The sequence below is a fragment of the Streptomyces sp. M41 genome, assembly GCF_043673425.1.
Classification (GTDB): Bacteria; Actinomycetota; Actinomycetes; order Streptomycetales; family Streptomycetaceae; genus Streptomyces.
Window position 1 is genome coordinate 39803 of sequence record NZ_JBIMKE010000034.1, and the last position, 18339, is coordinate 58141.

Sequence of the window (18339 nt, forward strand, 5' to 3'; positions counted from 1 at the left end):
CGTCAGCCGGTGGTGTCGCAGTCGAGGGCGGTCGGGTCGACGGCGTCGGCCATCGCCCGCATGCCCTGGTCGTTGGGGTGCAGCTGGTCGCCGCCGTCGAAGACGGGACGGATCCGCTCGGGGTCGTGGGGGCTGCGCAGGATGCGGTCGAAGTCCGTCACGGCGTCGAACTCACCACTGCTGCGGACGAACTCGTTGACCTCCTGGCGTACGGCTTCGGCGGCCGGGTCCCATTCGTGCCAGCCCTTGAAGGGTCCGATGGTGGCGCCGACCACGCACTTGCCGGCCGCGTGCGCGCGGTCGACGATCTCGCGGTAGCCCTCGAAGAGGTCGCCGGCGGTGACACCGGTGCGGGCCTTGATGTCGTTCACGCCCTGGAAGAGGAAGACGGTCCGCACTCCGGGCAGGGACAGCACGTCCCGGTCCAGCCGGTTCAGCGTGCTCGGGGCGGGGAGGTCCGTGAGGACCTTGTTTCCGGAGATTCCGGCGTTGGCCACGCCCTTCACCGCCGTGTCCGCCCGTCGCAGCCGGCGGGCGAGGTAATCGGGCCAGCGGCGGTTCCGGTCGGTGGTGGACTGCCAGCCGTCGGTGACGGAGTCGCCGAGGGCGGCGACCGCTGCGGTGCCCGCGGGGGTGCGTACGGACACGGCGTCGAGATGGAACCAGGACCCGGTCGGGACGGTCCAGGCCGCGCCGCTCTCCTCGGCGGTGTGGTCACCCTGGCCGGCGTACGACGTCTGCATGGCCATCCAGTGGCCGCTGGCCGGGCCGCCGGCGTCCGGGCTGTGCAGGCTGACGACCAGGTTCGTCGCGGCGGGCAGCCTGCGGGTCAGCGGGTCGCTCCACACGGTGCGGCCCACGGGCACGGTGACCGTGCGCTCACCGTCGAAGGTCAGCCGCCGGTTGCTGCCCGGCCGCAGTTCGGGGCCCTGCTTCTGGATGCCCGCGTAGACGCTGTCGAAGGTGATCGGCCGGTCCCCGAAGGCGTTGGTGAGCCGGATGCGCGGTGCGGTGCCGCCGACGCTGGTGTGCACGACGAGCCGATAGCTGCGGTCGGCGACGCCCGCACCCATACGGTCGGCACTCGCCGCCCAGGTGACGACTTCGCCGGGGTCGCCCTTCGCCCCGGCGGGCGCGCCCTGGCAGGCGACGAGCGTCAACAGCACGACGGCCATGGGGAGTCGGGCCCTCATCGGCAGACGTCCCGCAGCGTGACGGAGGCGCGGTCGCCGGCAAACAGGCCGACCAGCGGGGACGGGTGCCGGCGCGTGGTCTCGCCCAGGTCGTCGGGGGACATCCACTCCTCCAGCCGACCGGTAGCGCCCACACCAGTTCCCGAGCATAGGTGATGCCCTTGGCGTCGAGCGGACTCTGCTCGGCGACGGTGAGGGCGCGTGAGTCGCGACGGTGACCGGAAGTCCGGTGGTCGCCGCAGCGAGTTCGGCGACCGGCCGAGGGGACTCCCACCCGGTGATCCGGGGCCGGCCAACTGTGCGCCTTCCGCGGGGATCTGACGGGATGCGAGAAGGTGGCCCCGCACCAGGTCGGCCGAGCAGGCGTCGGCGGCAGGTCCATTGACTCGAGAGGAAGCCGGATGGTCTCAGCAACTGTGGTCAGGGGTACGGCGGTGACGGCGGCCCTGATGTCGCTTCTGGTGGTTCCCGCACACGCCGCACCCCAGCGGGCGGCCGCCACCACAGCCGCCCCGTCGGCGCGCGCGCTGCCCAAGCCCGATGTCGACGGGCTGTGGGAGGTGCTGCGTACGGCGCGGCGGCAGGGCGCGCCCGGCGCGATGGCCCGTCTGGAGGACCGCGGCGCGGTGTACTGGGCGGCCACCGGGGTCGCCGATCGCAGAACCGGACGGACCATCAGCAACTCGGACCGGTTCCGTATCGGGAGCGTCACCAAGATCTTCTCCGCGGTGGTGCTGCTGCAACTGGCCGACGAGGGGAAGCTGAAGCTCGACGCCCCCGTCAACCGCTATCTGCCGGGGCTGCTGCCCGACGACCGCATCACGGTCCGCCATGTGCTCAGTCATCGCAGCGGTCTGTACGACTACACGAACGACATGTTCGCGCGGACGGTGCCCGGCTTCGAGGCGGTCCGCTCGAAGGTGTTCACCTACCGGCAGCTGGTGAAGCGCTCCCTGGGCAAGCCACGCACCACCGAGCCGGGCGGCGCGTACTCGTATTCGAACACCAACTTCGTCGTAGCAGGCATGCTCATCGAGAAGCTCACCGGCCGTGCGGTGCGGACCGAGTACCAGAACCGGATCATCAAGCCGCTGGAGCTGCGAGACACGTTCTATGTGCATCCCGGCAAGAAGATCCCGGGACGGCACACCCGCGGCTACCTCACCCCTGACACGGCCGGCGCGGCCCTCGTCGACGCGACCGAGCAGACGGTGTCCTGGGCGCAGAGCGCGGGCGCGGTCATCTCCAGCACACGGGACCTCAACACCTTCCTGTCGGCCCTGCTCGGCGGCCGGCTGACCTCCCCGGCGCAACTCGCGCAGATGCAGCGGTGGGTGCCGGCCGGGAGCACCCAGGCGTACGGGCTGGGGCTGCGGCGGCGCGATCTGTCGTGCGGGACCTCCGTCTACGGTCACACGGGTGCCGTGCAGGGCTACTACTCCTACGCGTTCGCGTCCAAGGACGGCAAGCGCAGCCTCGCGGCGGTCGCCAACGCCTCCAACAACGGCACGCTGCACAACACCATGCTGCGCACGCTGGAGTCCGCGTTCTGCGGCAAGCAGGCCGAGGCGCGCAAGCGCCCCGCGACGGTCGAACGGCACGAGGACGTCGCTCCGGGGGTCCCGGTGAACCGCGACGCGCGCTGAGGGCGCGCCTCGGGTGGGAACCCGCGGGATCCGGTGGACGTTCTCCAGTCGTCTCCACCGGATCTCGAACCACCCACCAGGACGGCGCGATGAGCGAGTTGGTTCCCGGGGGCAATGTGCCCCTCCCGGGCGGCAGCGTGACCGTCCGGGTCCCCGGCCCCTTCGACGTGTCCGCGCTCGTCACCGACGACAGCGGCAAGGTCCTGGGGGATGCCGACTTCGTCTTCTACAACCAGCCGTCCGCCCCGGGCGCCCGCCTCCACGGCGACGGCATGACCGTCGACCCGGCGCGACTGCGCCAGGGTGCCACCCGGGTCACGGTGATGGTCAGCCCGGCCGACCCCGGCACTCGGCTGGGACGACTGCCCGCCCCGACGCTCCAGGTCAGCGGCCGGGGCGGGGGCACGATCGCCCGGTTCACCCCGCCGCGTCCACGGCAGGAGACCGTGCTGCTGCTCGCGGAGATCTACCGGCGGGGCGCCGGCTGGAAGCTGCGGGCTCTGGGGCAGGGGTACGCCGACGGGCTGGCGGGTATCGCGCGTGACTTCGGCGTGGACGTGATCGAGGACGCCACGTCGGTCCCGACGCCCTCGCCCCCGGTTCCTCCGACACCGTTCGCCGGGTCCGCGCCGGTCGCCGCCGCCCCGCCGGCGGCCCGGCCCACGATGCACACACGAGCCGCCGTCACCGCCCCTGGCTTGCCCTCGCCCGACTCCGACGGCTTCCTCGATCTGGTCAACCCCGCCCGTGCCACGGCCGGTTCACCCGCGGTGACGCTCGACCCGCGCCTCGCCTCGGCAGCGCAGGCACACGCCTGCGCGCTGGCCGCGGCGGGGCGGCTCGGCGTCGAGGGGCCCGACGGCGTGTCCGTGTACCAGCGGATCACGGCCACCGGGTACGCGTACGTCACGGTCGGCGAGCATCTGGTCTCCGGCCCCCGCACACCCGCCGAGTTCATCGCGTACTGCCTGCGCACCCCGCAGCCGCGCCGCACACTGCACGACCCGGGCTTCACCCACGCCGCCCTGGCCCGTGCCACGGGTGAGTGCTCGGGCGACATCTACTGGACGGCGCTGTGGGCCAGGCCGCTGACGCCGGGCGACCTGGCCCGCACCGCCACCGAGGTCGTCGAGCTGACCAACCGCGAGCGGGCCGGCGCGGGGTTGCGCCCGCTGGCCGTCGATGCCGCGCTGGGCAATGCGGCGCAGACCTACAGCGCCGACATGGCGGCCCGCGCCTTCTACTCCCACACCTCGCCCGAGGGAACACAGCCCTGGGACCGGGCCGCCGCCGCGGGCTCGGGCATGCGCTCGATCGGCGAGAACATCGCGTGCGGTCAGCGCTCCCCCGCCGAGGTGGTGGAGGGCTGGATGAACAGCCCGGGGCATCGCGCCAACATCCTCAAGCGGGACTTCACCCACATAGGCATCGGCTTCGCGGGCGGCGGCCCGGCCGGCACGTACTGGACACAGCTCTTCGGCGCATGACGGCCGAAACGCGGGCGGACCGGATCTGGTCGGAACGAGGCCGTCCGGGACAGGATGCCCGCATGAAGGGTGACCTCTTTTCCAGTGAGCACATGGTCCAGCCCGCCACCGCGCCGGGCATGTCCATGGAGAACGCCAAATGCATCAAGTACGTGGTGAACGGCGAGATGCACGCCCGGCAGGGCGCGATGGTCGCCTACCGCGGCAACCTCCACTTCGAACGCAAGGGCCAAGGCGTGGGCGGCATGCTCAAGCGGGCCATGACCGGCGAGGGCCTGCCGCTGATGGCGGTGCGCGGGCAGGGCGAGGCCTGGTTCGCGCACGAGGCGCAGAGCTGTTTCATCGTCGACGTCGACCCCGGCGACGAGTTCACGGTCAACGGCCGCAACGTCCTGTGTTTCGACGCGACGTTGACGTACCGGATAGCGACGGTCAAGGGGGCGGGCATCACCGGTGGGGGCCTGTTCAACAGCGTCTTCAGCGGGCACGGCCGACTGGGGCTGGTGTGCGACGGCAGTCCGCTCGTGATCCCGGTCTCGCCGGAGTTCCCGGTGTACGTCGACACGGACGCCGTGGTCGGCTGGACGGCCGGGCTCCAGACCTCGCTGCACCGCTCGCAGTCGCTCGGTTCGATGCTGCGCGGCGGCTCGGGTGAGGCCGTCCAGCTGATGCTCCAAGGGCAGGGCCATGTCGTCGTACGACCGAGTGAGGCGACGCCGCAGAAACCGCAGCAGCACTGACCGTTCGTGAGGTGATCTGCGCCTCACGGGCAACCCTGCCTCTCGTGTCCGCGTCTTGATCGACAACAGGTGACGCCCTGGCCCCTTGGCCAGGGCGGGTTTTCGACGCTCTATACACACGGCGTATACACAGAGCGTATACACACAGCTCATACATCGTGCGTACAGGAACCGAGAGGGATCGATGTACGGCAAGGCTTTCGCCCCCGAATACCAGGGCGCCCTGACCACACTGTCCGTCAACTCGTCGCTCACCGACGTACTGGCCGCCGGCACCGAGCAGTTGCGGGCCGCCGAGCGGGCCGGGCAGCACGGTGAGGCGGCGCGATCGGGCCTCGCGGTCGCCGAGGCGCACCGCCGGCTGGGGCAGGTGAGGGACGCGGACCGGGCCTGGAAGGCGAGCTACCGCGCCGCCCGGCAGGCCGGCGACACCGCGGCGATGGCCTGGGCGCTGTGGAGCGGCGGCACCCTGGCCCGGCAGCGGGGTTCCTTCCCGCTGGCCCGGCGGCTCCTCCAGCTCGCGGCCGACCTCGGCGAGCACGGCGGCGACATCGTCGTACGCGGCTACTCGCTCGCCGGTCTCGCCGAGACCGGTCGGATCCAGGGCGACTACGAGGCCGTCCGACGACTGCACGAGCAGTTGCTGGCCGAGGCCCGGCGGCGCGGCGAGGCCCGGCACACGGTGTGGGCGCTGGAGGGCATCGCCCAGATTCATCGCAACACCGGGTCCTACGACACGGCGTACGCCCTGTTCGAGGAGGCCGCCGAGATCGCAGCGCGGGCCGAGGACCGGCGTGGTCACGCCTGGGCGCTGCGCGGACTCGCCGACATCGTGTCCGTGCGCGACGGTGACGTGGAGCGGGCGCTGGAGCTGCTCTCCGAGGCGGAGGCCAGCTGCCGCGCGATGAAGCTGTCGAGTGCGCTGGCCTACAACCACAAGATGCGCGGCAACGTCTGCTACCGCGCCGGGCGTTACGCCGAGGCCCGGGAGCTGTACGAGCTGGCCCTCTCGGAGTTCCGCGACATGAGCGAGCCGCGCGGGGAGGCGCTGTCCCGGCTGGGGCTGGCCAAGTCCCGCGCGCGGCTGGGGCGCGACCGTGCCGAGACCGCCGCCGAACTGGCCGAACTGGCCGGGGTGTTGGAGCAGATCGGGCTGCGGCACGCGCGGGAGATGGTGGCGCGGGCGCAGGACGAGTTCGGCCTGGCCGGGGCGTCCGCTGAGCGGGGAGAGGCAGCGGCGGACCATCTCGTCGCGGGCGTCGAGGCGGTGGGCGTACGGTGACGGCCCTCCCCTCGGCGGTTCGGGAATCCCGCGACGCCCACGACGCCGCCGCACCGGTGGGCACCCCGTCGGACGTCGACGCCCGCCAAGTCCTCGACCGCTGCCGTGCCTTGGTACGGCCCGCGCTGCGGGAGGCGGTGGGGCGCACGCATCCGTGGGTCGGCGAGATGGCCGCGTACTCCTTCGGCTGGTGCGAGGTGGGTGGCACACCGGCCGACGGCTCCGGCGGGAAGGGGGTGCGGCAGGCGCTGGCCGTGCTCGGGGCGGAGGCGGCCGGTGCGCCCGGGCGGACCGCGGTGCCCGGCGCGGTCGCGGTGGAACTGGTGCACGCCTTCTCCCTGCTGCACGACGACATCATGGACGGCGACACGGCCCGGCGGCGGCGCCCCACCGTGTGGAAGGCGTACGGCACGGGACCCGCCGTCCTCGCCGGGGACGCGTTGTTCGCGCTCGCCGTCGAGACGCTCGCCGTTGCCCCGGGCGGGCCGCAGGCGGTGCGGCTGCTGTCCGGGGCGTTGCAGGACCTGGTGCGCGGGCAGGCGGACGACCTGCTGTTCACCACGCGGCCGTGGACAGGCCCGGAGCGGGTGCGGCCGGCGGAGTACCGGCGGATGGCCGAGCACAAGACGGGCGCCCTGCTGGGCTGTGCGGCGGCGCTGGGCGCTCTGCTCGGCGGCGCACCGCCCGCCACGATCTCGGCCCTCGACCGCGCGGGGCGCCATCTGGGCATCGCCTTCCAGGTGGTCGACGATCTGCTGGGCATCTGGGGCGACCCGGCCGTCACCGGCAAACCCGTGCACGGCGATCTGCGGGAACGGAAGAAGACCTTCCCGGTGCTGGCCGCGCTCGACTCCCCCGCCGACGGCCGGCTGCCCGCTCTGCTGGAGTCGGCCACCGACCCCGGCACCGCAGCCACGCTGATCGAGGAATCGGGTGGCCGTGCGGCCGGCCTGGCCGCGGCACGGCGCCACATACGAGCCGCCGACACGGCCCTCAGCGCCGTACCGCTGACGCCGGGCGCGGTCACGGAACTGCGGTCGCTGCTGGACTTTCTCGTGCGGCGGGATCTGTGAGCGGGGGGTCCGAGGCCGTACGGCGATGAGGTGGCGGTGCCGTGTCGGCGGGGGCCGAGGCCGCCACGGCGCCGGGCGGCGCCGCCGACCATCGGCGGCTGGGCGCGAGCCCGAGGCGACGCCTGACCTGTGAGGCAGGGCCGGCGCGATGCCGGGCCGGTGCGACGCCGGGCCGGAGCGACGCCGGGCCGGAGCGACGCCGGGCCGGAGCAGCGCAGGTCCGACCCGTCGCGAGGGCGCGAGGCCGCGCGCACCAGACCGGCCCGACCACAGCCGACGCAGCACTGCACCCGACCGACACGAGGCCACAAGGCCACAAGGCCACAAGGCATGAGCCGGGCCGCCCGCCGCCGGGCCGACGTCGCCCGGGACCGACCTGGCTCGGCGCGCGCCGCCGCAAGGCCGCTGCCGCGCAAGGCCGACACGTCTCGAAGCCGACGTGTCTTGGGGCCGTCCGTGCGCAAGGCACCGCTGCCGCGCGGCTGCCGACCCGGCTCGACGTCTCCGCGGCGCGCAGGTCGGCCGGCGCCGGTCCGGATCTACGGCGGAGCCGGGTTGACCTGCGGCCCGTCCCGCGTCAGGGTGCGAAGCGGCGCGGATCACCGTCCCGTGCCGGAGAGGTGAGTGCCTTGATCGGGATCTCGGACGTCGAAGCCGCTGCCGGCCTCATCACCGGACACGTCGTGCACACCCCGACCGTCCCCAGCCCCGGGCTGTCCGCCCTGCTCGGTGTGCCGGTCACCGCGAAGCTCGAACTCCTCCAGCGCACCGGTTCGTTCAAGGCCCGCGGCGCCACGGCGAAGCTGCTCTCGCTCGACGACGCCCAGCGGGCCGCCGGGGTGGTGGCGGTCAGCGGCGGCAACCACGGGATCGCGCTGGCGATGACGGCCGCGGTCCTGGACGTGAAGGCCACCGTGGTGATGCCGCGTTCGGCGCCGGCCCGCGCGGTCGAGATCGCCCGGGACGCGGGGGCGAACGTGCGCCTGACGGACGACATGGACGGGGCGTTCTCGCTCGTCACCACGCTGCGGGACGAGGGCCTGACGCTCGTGCATCCCTTCGACGACCCGTTGGTGATCGCCGGCCAGGGCACCGTCGGGCTGGAGCTGGCCGACGACGCCGGTGACCTCACGGACGTGCTCGTCAGCATCGGGGGCGGCGGCCTGATCGCGGGCGTCGCGGCGGCGCTGCGGGCCCGCCGTCCGGACGTACGGATCTGGGGCGTGGAGACCGAGGGAGCCGAGGCCATGTCCGAGGCGCTCGCGGCGGGCGGGCCGGTGCCGGTGGCGCTGTCGTCGATCGTGTCCACGCTCAGCGCCCCGGCCGTCTCGCAGTTGACGTACGACCATGTGTCCGCCCTGGTCGACGAGGTGCTCGTGGTCCCGGACCGGGAGGCGGTGCGGGGCGTGCTCGACCTCGCCGAGCACGCCAAGCTGTGGGCCGAGCCGGCCGCCGGCTGTCTGCTGCCCGCGGCCCGGCGGGTGCTGGAGCGGGTCGGGGACGGCGCCCGGCTCGGACTGGTCGTGTGCGGGGGCAACGCCACGATCGCGGACGTACTGCGCTGGGCGGCGGATTTCGATCTGGACTGAAACGAGTTCTGTTCAATTCCCTTAAATTTTCGTCAGCTTACTGACGCGTCAGAAAGAAATGAAAAGAAGCGGCTCTGGTCGAGGATTTCGTTGAACGCTTCCCGTCACGTCTCTCGTACTTCCTGTGGGAAATGAGAATCAGGGGTTCAGCGAGGGATGACCATGGTCAAGGCGCGTGTCTCCACTGCCGAGTCGGTCGCCGGAAGGTACCGGCTCGTCGATGTCGTCCATCGTGAGACGAATCGCGTCAGTTACTCCGGCGAGGACACGGAAACAGACCGTCCGTGCCTTCTCACACAGATCGGTCTGCCCGACGACATGGGCCCGGACGACAGGCGCCGGGCGACCTCACGGGTCCTGCGCACGTCCGAACGGATGGGACTCTTGCGTCCGGGCCGCGTCGCCGCCGTCCTGGACGCGGTCGAGGAGTCCGGGAACCTGTGGATCGTGACCGAGTGGGTCGAGGGCACGCCGCTCGGCGAACTCCTCGAGAAACAGGGCACGTTGAACTATGTGCGGGCCGCCCGCATCGGTCTCGAACTGCTCGACGTGCTGGAGGCGGCGCACGTTGCGGGCATCACGCACGGCGAGCTGAGCCCCGGCCAGGTGTTCGTGGGCGGCGAGGGTTCGGTCGTGGTCACCGGCTTCGGGATGGCCGGCGCGACCCTCGCACCCCGGGTCGCGGCGCCGTCGTACGCCGCTCCGGAGCAGGCCCGCGACGAGCGCATCGGGCCCGCGTCCGACCTGTGGGCGCTCGGTGCGATCGTGTACACGATGGTGGAGGGCCGCCCGCCGTACCGCGAACGGGACCGGCCCGAGACCACGTTGAAGGGCGTGGACCGGCTTCCGTTGCGCGCCCCGGTGCGGGCCGGGCCGCTCACCCAGGCCGTGCAGGGGCTGCTGCGCAAGGACTCCCGGGAGCGGCTGAGCAGGCCGGTGGTGCGCGAGGCGTTCCTGCGCGTCCTGAACGAGGACCCCGAGGCGTCCCTTCAGCCGGCGCCCCGCCCCCGGGTGCGCGACCGGTACGCCGTGGGGCCGGGCTGGAGCAGACGCGCGATGGTCGTCGGCACCGCGCTGGCCGTCGTCACCGTCGCCGCCGCCGTCCTCGTGGTGACCAGCGGGCAGTCGGACGACTCCGCGTCGTCGGCCAAGGACACCGCGCCCGCCCCCGCCACCTCGGCCGGGACGCCCACCAGCCCCTCCACCGCTCCCGCTCCCGGCTCCTCCCCCACCGGGGAAGGGTCGGAGGGGTCGGAGACGGGGACGCCCCCCGCGTCGCCGTCGGGCGGCGCCCTGCCTCCCGGCTACCGGACGTACAAGTCACCGGAGGGCTTCTCCGTGGCGCTGCCCGTCGGCTGGGAGGCGCAGGCCACCCAGCGCGCCGCGGACCTGGCCTACCGCGTGACCTTCGGCGCCGACGGCGATCCACGCAGACTGGCCGTCACCTACAGCGAACGCGTCCGCCCGGATCCGGTCACCGTCTGGCGCGAGGACGTCCAGCCCGATCTGGAGCGACAGGACGGGTTCCGGCGGATCGGCGACATCGAGGCGACGACGTACCAGGGGTTCGAGGCCGCCGACATGCAATGGCTCTCCGAGGACGACGGCACCCAGGTCCGCACCCTGGGCCGCGGATTCGTCGTCGCCGAGCCCCGCGGCTACTCGCTGCGCTGGACGACTCCCGAGGGCGACTGGGACGACCCCGCCAACCGTGAGGCCCTGGATGTCGTTCTGCGCACCTTCCGGGTGCCCGAGGACTGACCGGACGGCGGCGCGGGGCGCGCGCATCACCCACAGGGACGGTCCCGCAGCGGGTCGGTGCGCCGACGCGCCGTGAGCCTGTCCCCTCCGTCCCGTTTTCGGTGACCCGGGTCCGGGGACTCGGGGCGCATGGTGCAGATCGGATACACGATGATGACCGAGCAGGCCGGCCCCCGTGAGCTGGTGGACCATGTGGTCCGCGCCGAGGAGGCGGGATTCGACTTCTCCGTGACCTCGGACCACTACTTTCCGTGGCTGCGTTCGCAAGGTCACTCCCCGTACGCATGGAGTGTGCTCGGCGCCGCCGCCCAGGCCACCTCGCGGATTCCGCTGATGACCTACGTGACGTGTCCTACGGTCCGCTATCACCCGGCGGTGGTGGCGCAGAAGGCGGCCACGATGCAGTTGCTGTCCGAGGGCCGGTTCCGGCTGGGGCTCGGCTCGGGCGAGAACCTCAACGAGCATGTCGTGGGCGGTGGTTGGCCGGCCGTGGATGTGCGGCACGAGATGCTCGAGGAGGCGGTCGAGATCATCCGGGCGCTCTTCGAGGGCGGCCATGTGAACCATCGCGGCACCCACTTCGACGTGGAGTCGGCACGGCTGTGGGACCTTCCGGACCAGCCGCCGCCCATCGGCATCGCCGTGTCCGGTGAGCAGTCCTGCGAGCTCGCGGGCCGGCTCGGCGACCTGGTGATCGCCACGGAGCCCGGGGCGGATCTGCTGGAGGCGTTCGACCGGCACGGCGGGCGGGGCAAGCCGCGCGTGGGGCAGCTGCCGATCTGCTACGACCCCGACCGGGACACCGCGATCGAGCGCGCCCACGCGCAGTTCCGCTGGTTCGCCAGCGGCTGGAAGGTGAACTCCGAGCTGCCGCACCCCGATTCCTTCGAGGCGGCGACCCGGTTCGTCACCCAGGACGACGTCGCCGAGGCGATCGCCTGCGGTGACGACCCGGACACCTTCGTCGAGGCCGTGCGCCCGTACGCCGAAGCGGGCTTCACCGAGATCGCCCTGGTGCAGATCGGCGGCGATTCGCAGCCGGCCTATCTCGACTGGTCGGAGAAGACGCTGCTGCCCGCGCTGCGCAGCGCCCTCGGCTGACGTACGCGCGCCGCCGTGCAGGGATCCGCGCAGAACGCGCGCGATGGCCTGCCTCGGGTGCCATAAGCTGCCGGTCTGCACTTCTGCCTGCCGGCAGCCCGTACCCCGTACAGGAGAGTCATCCGTGACCCTGGCGTTCCTCCCGCCCGAGACGTCCCCCGCTTCCCCCGCACCGCTGTCCGATCTCATCGCGCGTGACGCACGCGAGTTCGGCGTCTACGCGCGGACCGGAGGCTGGGCCTTCGGGCTGATGGTGGCGCGCAGCGTACGTCCCGGCGGTCAGGGCGCGGAGGAGACACCCAAGGTGTCCGCGAAGGAGTTCGCCGCGCTCGCCGGGTGCTCCCCGGAGCGGGTCATGCGCTTCTACAAGGCGTGGGACCGGGCCGCCGACGACGGTCTCGTCCCTCATTTCGAGGCCCTCGTGCCGGGCCAGGAGGTGGAGCTGCCGGACGCCGAGGTGTGGCTCGGCTACTACGTCTCCCGCAACAGCGCCACCTCCGAGCGCGGCACCGCCATCGTCGAGGCCGCCGAGGCCGAGGGCATCCGCCCGACGAAGGCCCTGGAGGTCGCCGAGAACCCCACCGCGCTGCGTGCCGCGATCCTCGCCGACCCGTCGACGGCCCGCGCGGCCCGCCAGGCTCTGCTGGACCGGGTGCGTGAAGACCTGGACCTCCAGGCGGAGTTGGCGCGTGACGTGGTGCGCACCGAGGAGCTGAAGAAGGCCGTCGCGGGCGAGAACCGCGCGGCCGACCGGATCGACTACGTCCGTCAGATCGCCGAGTCCGGCCAGATCAAGACCCCGGCGGGGCAGACCGTGGACGCACCCGTGGATCTGCGTCAGGAGGCCGAGCGGCACCTGTCGCTGATCGACGAGCTGGAGGGCGACGAGGACCCCGGCGAGTGGGCCACCGAGGCATACGGCGCCATGAAGTCCCTGGTCGTCGAGGCCGTGGAGGCCGACCCCGAGCTGCGGGTGCAGGAGCGGCGGACGAAGTTCTACAACAGTCTTCAACGCGCGACGAAGGTCTTCGACGAGCTGACCTTCGACGACGTGCAGGAGTTCGTCGAGGACGACATGGTGCAGCAGCTGGAGGATCTCCAGCATGCCATCGCCACGTGCATCGAGGCCCTGCGCGGGGCCCGGGGCGGCTCGACGCCGGCCGGGTAGCCGGTCTCGTGCCGACGACTGTGGACGCGCCGCCGCTCACTCGGTGTAGCGGCGGCGCGTCCACAGCGGTAGCACGAACCAGCACACGACGTACCAGACGACCATGCCGGTGACCAGCCAGGGCACATAGCCGTCGTGGGTGGCGACCCGCAGGATCAGCAGCAGCGAGGCCGCCATCGTGACGAGGAGCAGGACGAGGCCGAGCAGGGTCAGCCGGGACGCCCACTCCACCGCTTTGGGTTTGATGCGCCGCCCGGACACCAGCCGGTGCAGGGAGACCGGTCCGATGAGGGCGCCGGTGGCGGCGGCGCCGAGGACGACGGTCACGATGTAGATGGTCTGGTCCGTGGATTCCAGGTCGTCGTACTTCGAGGTGAACACGACGGTGAGCAGAAATCCGAAGAGGATCTGCACGCCCATCTGCGCCACACGGACCTCCTGGAGGAGCTCGCCCCACATGCGGTCGGCTCTCTCCTCCTCGGTCTCGTTGCGCCCCCTGCGTCTGGTGGCACCGCCTTCGGTCTCCGTCACCGTGTCCTCCCGAGCTAGCACGAACGTGAGTTCTCCGCCTTTCGAGTACCCCGCCCGGCGGGCATTGTGTCCCGCCGGGCGCGCGGCGGCACTCCGGGCGGCTACCAGCGGCTCTCCACCTGGTCCGCGATGCGCCGGTCGTAGAGGTCCCTGATCGCGGTGAGGGTCTCGGCGGACAGGTCCGGCAGGGCGGCGGCTGCCGCGTTGGCGCGGGCCTGCTCGGGTGAGCGGGCGCCCGGGATCACGGTGGTGACCCCCGGCTGCTGGATGATCCAGCGCAGCGCCAGCTGGGCCGGTGTGCAGCCCTCGGGGGCGAGGCCGGCGAACTCGGCGGCTGCCTCCAGGCCGGACTCGTAGTCGACGCCGGAGAAGGTCTCCCCCTGGTCGAAGGATTCGCCGTGCCGGTTGTAGGAGCGGTGGTCGTCGGCCGCGAAGACGGTGTCCTTGGTGTACTTGCCCGACAGCAGACCGGAGGCCAGCGGGACGCGGGCGATGATGCCGACGCCCGCTTCCCGGGCGGCGGGCAGCACCTCGCGCAGGGGCTTCCTGCGGAACGGGTTGAGGATGATCTGCACGCTCGCGACGCCCGGGCGGGCGATCGCCGTCAGGGCCTCCTCGCAGGTCTCCACGCTGACGCCGTAGCGGCCGATGCGCTCCTCGGCCACCAGGGTGTCCAGGGCGTCGAACACCTCGTCGCTCGAGTAGACCGGCGTCGGCGGGCAGTGCAGCTGGACCAGGTCGAGACGGTCAACGCCGAGGTTGCGGCGGGAACGGTCGTTCCAGGCGCGGAAGTTGTCGAGGACGTAGTTCTCGGGGATCTGGTCGATGCGGCGGCCCATCTTGGTCGCCACGACGATGTCCAGTTCGGGCCTCGCGCGCAGGAACGTGGCGATGGTCTGCTCGCTGCGGCCGTCGCCGTACACGTCGGCGGTGTCGAAGAAGGTGACGCCCGACTCGGCCGCCGCGTCCAGTACCGCCAGGGCTTCCTTGTCGTCGACGTCTCCCCAGTCGGCGCCCAGTTGCCAGGTCCCGAGACCGACGACGGATGCCCGCAGGCCCGACCTGCCCATCACACGCTCGTCCATGGCGTCAGTGTGTCATTCGCCTGGCCGGTCTCCGGCCCGGCCGCGTGACCGGTGTGCTCAGCACGGGGTGGTGTCCCGGGCGGCGAGTGTCCGTGCGTGCACCGTGCGCGCGACCCTGGGACCCAGCCAGCGCTTGAGGCGGCGCAGCGTCTCCAGCTGCCCGGCGGCCCGGTCGATCCGGTAGTACAGCTGGGGCGGCACATGGGGCAGCAGGGGTGAGTGGCGCTGGCCGAGCAGGGCGAACATCTGCTGCGGGGGCAGGTCGATGTAGCGGGGCAGGTGCTCGTACCACTGGGCGCTGTAGCGGGCCGCGCTCTGGGCGGACAGCAGGGCCTGCCGGCGCCGCCGTTCGTAGGCGGCCAGGGCCTGCGGGAGAGCGGCGTGCTCGTGCAGGGCGCCGGTCAGCGCGATGGCGTCCTCCAGGGCGAGGGTCGTGCCGGCGCCGATGGAGTAGTGCGTGGTGTGGGCGGCGTCGCCGAGCAGGACGAGGTTGCCGCGGTGCCAGGTGCGGTTGGTGAGGGTGCGGAAGTTCAGCCACTGGGCTCGGCCGCCGGTGCCGGCGCGGCCGATGAGGGGGTGGCCGTCGAGGATGCCGGCGAAGAGCTTCTCCAGGAGGGCCAGGCCGTCGGGCTCGCTCGCGGTGTCGAGGCCGAGGCCGGTCCAGGTGCCGGGGGCGCATTCGACGACGACGGTGCCGGCATCGGGGCCGAAGCCGTAGCCGTAGCACCAGATCCAGCCGTGGTCGGTCTCGACGAACGCGAAGGTGAAGGCGTCGAAGCCCTTGCTGGTGCCGAGCCAGATGTAGCGGTTGCGGCCCTGTGTGCTCAGCGTGCCGAAGTGGTCGGCGTGCTGGGCGCGCAGGGCGCTGTGGACGCCGTCGGCGGCCACGACCAGGTCGGCGTCGGGTGGGTCGGCCGGGGTGATCTCGTGCTCGTACTCCAGCCGTACGCCGAGCGAGCGGGCGCGGGCGGCGAGGATCTCCAGGAGTCGGTGACGGCCGATGCCGTGCCCCTCGTCGCCGGGCCGACGGGTCGTCAGGTCCCGTACATGGGCCACGCCTTCGCGCCAGCGGACCGAGCTCTCGGCGACGGCGCGGGCCGTTTCGGGGTCGTGTGAGCGCAGTTGGTCGAGCAGGCCGTGCCAGTAGGTGACGCCCCAGCCGTAGGTGGAGCCTTCCGGATTGCGCTCGTGGACGGTGACCTCATGGGAGGGGTCCCGGAGCTTCAGCAGGATCGAGAGATACAGACCGGCGGGCCCGCCGCCGACGCAGGCGACCTTCACACATACCCCTTGAAAACATGTAAATCGGTCATTTCGGATTCGCAGCGTACCAGGGTGTGCGCGCCATGCCGCGACACACTCCGGATCGCGTCAGCTTCAGCGGGTGAGGCAGACCACTGATGGCGCCACCGTGGGCGAAGTACCACCCCGAATACCGCCTCCCGGAGGAGGAATTTCCCGTTCCGGGTGGCGCCGTACCCCAGCGTCGGCAAGATCATCTTGGTTCAACTCTGCATGACATGTGGCCACTTGTCCGGATCGCGCGCCACCAATCCCCCGCGATTTCTTCACCGGTCCTCCAGCCCGATAGTCATGCCGGGTCCTCATCCGAACCAACCGACCCAGGAGGTCCGCATGCCGGAACTCACCCGTCGCCGCGCGCTCACCGCGGCGTGCGCACTCGCCACCGCGGCCGGCGTCCAGGCCGTCGTCGCCCCCACCGCGTCGACCACGACGAGCACGAAGAACACCTCGACCGCCTCGGCCGCGTCCGCCTCCGGGCACGACCACCACGCCCCCGCCTCCTTCGACGAGGTCTACAAGGGCCGCCGGATACAGGGCCGGCCGGCCTCCGGTGACGCGCACCAGCACCACGGCGGCGGCTACGGCGTGTTCGTCGACGACGTGGAGCTGCATGTGATGCGCAACGCCGACGGCACCTGGATCAGCGTCATCAGCCACTACGACCCGGTGGCCACCCCGCGCGCCGCCGCCCGCGCCGCCGTGGACGAGCTCCAGGGCGCGACGCTCCTGCCCTTCCCCGCCAACTGACCCGTCACCGCCCGACCTGCCGCACCAGTACTTGGGAGCACCACCGACCATGACCGTCCGCAAGAACCAGGCCCTGCTCACCGCCGATGAGAAGCGGCGCTTCGTCGCCGCCCTGCTGGAGCTGAAGCGCAACGGCCGTTACGACGAATTCGTCACGACCCACAACGCCTTCATCATCGGCGACACCGACAACGGCGAACGCACCGGCCACCGTTCCCCGTCCTTCCTGCCCTGGCATCGCAGATTCCTGCTCGAGTTCGAGCGCGCGTTGCAGGAAGTCGACGCCTCGGTCGCGCTGCCGTACTGGGACTGGACCGCCGACCGCACGGTCCGGGCCTCGCTGTGGGCCCCCGACTTCCTCGGCGGCACCGGGCGCAGCCGCGACGGACAGGTGATGGACGGGCCGTTCGCGGCGTCGGCCGGCAACTGGCCGATCAATGTGCGGGTCGACGGCCGTACGTTTCTGCGCCGCTCGCTCGGCACCGCCGTACGGGAGCTGCCGACCAGGGCCGAGGTGGAGTCCGTGCTCGCGATGCCGACGTATGACATGCCGCCGTGGAACAGCGCGTCGGACGGCTTCCGCAATCATCTCGAGGGCTGGCGCGGGGTCAATCTGCACAACCGGGTCCATGTCTGGGTCGGTGGCCAGATGGGGACCGGCGCGTCCCCCAACGACCCGGTGTTCTGGCTGCACCACGCCTACATCGACAAGCTGTGGGCGGACTGGCAGCAGCGACACCCCGACTCCGGGTACCTCCCGACCGCCGGGACCCGGAACGTGATCGACCTCAACGCCACGATGAAGCCGTGGAACGACGTCCGTCCCGCCGACATGCTGGACCACACCTCGCACTACACCTTCGACGCGGCCTGATCCGCGCCGGCGGCGTGTCCCGTCCGCCGGTCAGACCTGCGCCGTGCGGCACTCGGGGTGGCCCCAGCCCTGCGTGTTCTTGGCGATGGGCTCACCCGCGGCGTAGCCCCGGCCGCAGACGCAGCGGCCGGGGAACTTGGCCTTGATGGTGCGCGAGGAGGCGCCGTTCTTCCGGGCGGGCGCGGACTTGCGGCGCGGGGCCTTGGCCGAGGGGGTGTCCGGGGAGGGCGGGGGCTCGGGCGAGCCGAGGCCGCTGCCCGCGGGCTCCTGGACGGTGGCGGCCTGGCTGGCGGCGCGGTCGGCGAAGTCGTTCAGCGGGTCGCCGTCGACCTGGTGGGCGGGGACGTAGCGGAACTCGACCGTGCGGCCGGCGAGCAGTTCGTCGATGCGCACGACCAGGTCCTGGTTGGCGACCGGTTTGCCGGCGGACGTCTTCCAGCCGTTGCGCTTCCAGCCGGGCAGCCAGGTGGTGACGGCCTTCATGGCGTACTGCGAGTCCATCCGGATCTCCAGCGCCACGCCGGGGTCGGTCGCCGTGAGCAGGCGCTCCAGCGCGGTCAGCTCCGCGACGTTGTTGGTGGCGCGGCCGAGCGGGCCGGCCTCCCAGCGGTCCGGGGTCTCCTTCTCGTCGGCGACGACCCAGGCCCAGCCCGCCGGGCCGGGGTTTCCCTTCGAAGCCCCGTCGCACGCGGCCACTACACGTTCAAGCATGTGCCGATCATGCCATGGGCGGGCCGGGCGCCCGGCCGTGGAGCCG

17 protein-coding genes are annotated in these 18339 nt (G+C 72.1%); 11 read left to right on the forward strand and 6 right to left on the reverse strand.

Features of this window, described 5'->3' with window-relative positions; translation table 11 throughout:
- Positions 1–2: 2 nt before the first annotated feature.
- Together ACHBTE_RS30605 and ACHBTE_RS30610 are read right to left on the reverse strand one after the other, a co-directional pair.
- The gene (locus ACHBTE_RS30605; RefSeq protein WP_394728008.1) at positions 3–1193 is read right to left on the reverse strand and encodes an SGNH/GDSL hydrolase family protein; all 1191 of its coding nucleotides are present in this window, start codon (positions 1191–1193) and stop codon (positions 3–5) included.
- Complete coding sequence (locus ACHBTE_RS30610; protein WP_394728091.1) at positions 1190–1327, reverse strand: hypothetical protein; 138 nt, start codon at positions 1325–1327, stop codon at positions 1190–1192. Before ACHBTE_RS30610 ends, ACHBTE_RS30605 begins: the two co-directional genes overlap by 4 nt.
- 267 nt (positions 1328–1594) lie before the next feature.
- On the opposite strand from ACHBTE_RS30610, the gene ACHBTE_RS30615 reads away from it, so the two are divergent.
- The 9 genes from ACHBTE_RS30615 to ACHBTE_RS30655 all read left to right on the forward strand — a co-directional run bounded on the left by ACHBTE_RS30615 (position 1595) and on the right by ACHBTE_RS30655 (position 13040).
- Entirely contained in the window at positions 1595–2839 is a 1245-nt protein-coding gene (locus ACHBTE_RS30615) for a serine hydrolase domain-containing protein (protein WP_394728011.1), read from the forward strand.
- An 89-nt stretch (positions 2840–2928) separates the two neighbouring features.
- On the forward strand, positions 2929–4326 hold the full coding sequence (locus ACHBTE_RS30620) for a CAP domain-containing protein (RefSeq protein ID WP_394728013.1): 1398 nt from the start codon (positions 2929–2931) through the stop codon (positions 4324–4326).
- 62 nt (positions 4327–4388) lie between these two features.
- Positions 4389–5066, forward strand: coding sequence for an AIM24 family protein (locus ACHBTE_RS30625; RefSeq protein ID WP_394728015.1), 678 nt, complete (start codon positions 4389–4391; stop codon positions 5064–5066).
- A gap of 184 nt (positions 5067–5250) precedes the next feature.
- Positions 5251–6348, forward strand: coding sequence for a tetratricopeptide repeat protein (locus ACHBTE_RS30630; protein ID WP_394728017.1), 1098 nt, complete (start codon positions 5251–5253; stop codon positions 6346–6348).
- Positions 6345–7421 (forward strand): polyprenyl synthetase family protein, encoded by a 1077-nt coding sequence (locus tag ACHBTE_RS30635; RefSeq protein ID WP_394728019.1) that lies wholly within the window; start codon positions 6345–6347, stop codon positions 7419–7421. Before ACHBTE_RS30630 ends, ACHBTE_RS30635 begins: the two co-directional genes overlap by 4 nt.
- A 629-nt stretch (positions 7422–8050) precedes the next feature.
- Complete coding sequence (locus ACHBTE_RS30640; RefSeq protein WP_394728021.1) at positions 8051–9010, forward strand: threonine/serine dehydratase; 960 nt, start codon at positions 8051–8053, stop codon at positions 9008–9010.
- 156 nt (positions 9011–9166) lie between these two features.
- Positions 9167–10771 (forward strand): serine/threonine protein kinase, encoded by a 1605-nt coding sequence (locus tag ACHBTE_RS30645; protein WP_394728023.1) that lies wholly within the window; start codon positions 9167–9169, stop codon positions 10769–10771.
- 129 nt (positions 10772–10900) lie between these two features.
- Positions 10901–11872: an LLM class F420-dependent oxidoreductase gene (locus ACHBTE_RS30650; RefSeq protein WP_394728025.1), complete on the forward strand. Its 972-nt coding sequence runs from the start codon at positions 10901–10903 to the stop codon at positions 11870–11872.
- Positions 11873–11996: 124 nt separating this feature from the next.
- Entirely contained in the window at positions 11997–13040 is a 1044-nt protein-coding gene (locus ACHBTE_RS30655) for a hypothetical protein (RefSeq protein ID WP_394728027.1), read from the forward strand.
- Between the two features lie 36 nt (positions 13041–13076).
- Here the strand turns inward: ACHBTE_RS30655 and ACHBTE_RS30660 are convergent, their stop codons facing one another.
- The 3 genes from ACHBTE_RS30660 to ACHBTE_RS30670 all read right to left on the reverse strand — a co-directional run bounded on the left by ACHBTE_RS30660 (position 13077) and on the right by ACHBTE_RS30670 (position 15937).
- Positions 13077–13571: a DUF6328 family protein gene (locus ACHBTE_RS30660; RefSeq protein WP_394728029.1), complete on the reverse strand. Its 495-nt coding sequence runs from the start codon at positions 13569–13571 to the stop codon at positions 13077–13079.
- A 101-nt stretch (positions 13572–13672) separates the two neighbouring features.
- Positions 13673–14656 (reverse strand): aldo/keto reductase, encoded by a 984-nt coding sequence (locus ACHBTE_RS30665; RefSeq protein WP_394728031.1) that lies wholly within the window; start codon positions 14654–14656, stop codon positions 13673–13675.
- Positions 14657–14713: 57 nt separating this feature from the next.
- Entirely contained in the window at positions 14714–15937 is a 1224-nt protein-coding gene (locus ACHBTE_RS30670) for an FAD-dependent monooxygenase (RefSeq protein ID WP_394728033.1), read from the reverse strand.
- Positions 15938–16291: 354 nt separating this feature from the next.
- Here ACHBTE_RS30670 and ACHBTE_RS30675 point away from each other — a divergent pair, with 354 nt between their 5' ends.
- On the forward strand, positions 16292–16708 hold the full coding sequence (locus tag ACHBTE_RS30675; protein ID WP_394728035.1) for a tyrosinase cofactor: 417 nt from the start codon (positions 16292–16294) through the stop codon (positions 16706–16708).
- A gap of 49 nt (positions 16709–16757) precedes the next feature.
- Positions 16758–17582, forward strand: coding sequence for a tyrosinase family protein (locus tag ACHBTE_RS30680; protein WP_394728037.1), 825 nt, complete (start codon positions 16758–16760; stop codon positions 17580–17582).
- A 30-nt stretch (positions 17583–17612) separates the two neighbouring features.
- Here ACHBTE_RS30680 and ACHBTE_RS30685 read toward each other — a convergent pair whose 3' ends face one another.
- Complete coding sequence (locus tag ACHBTE_RS30685; RefSeq protein ID WP_394728039.1) at positions 17613–18293, reverse strand: ribonuclease H; 681 nt, start codon at positions 18291–18293, stop codon at positions 17613–17615.
- Positions 18294–18339 lie beyond the last annotated feature (46 nt).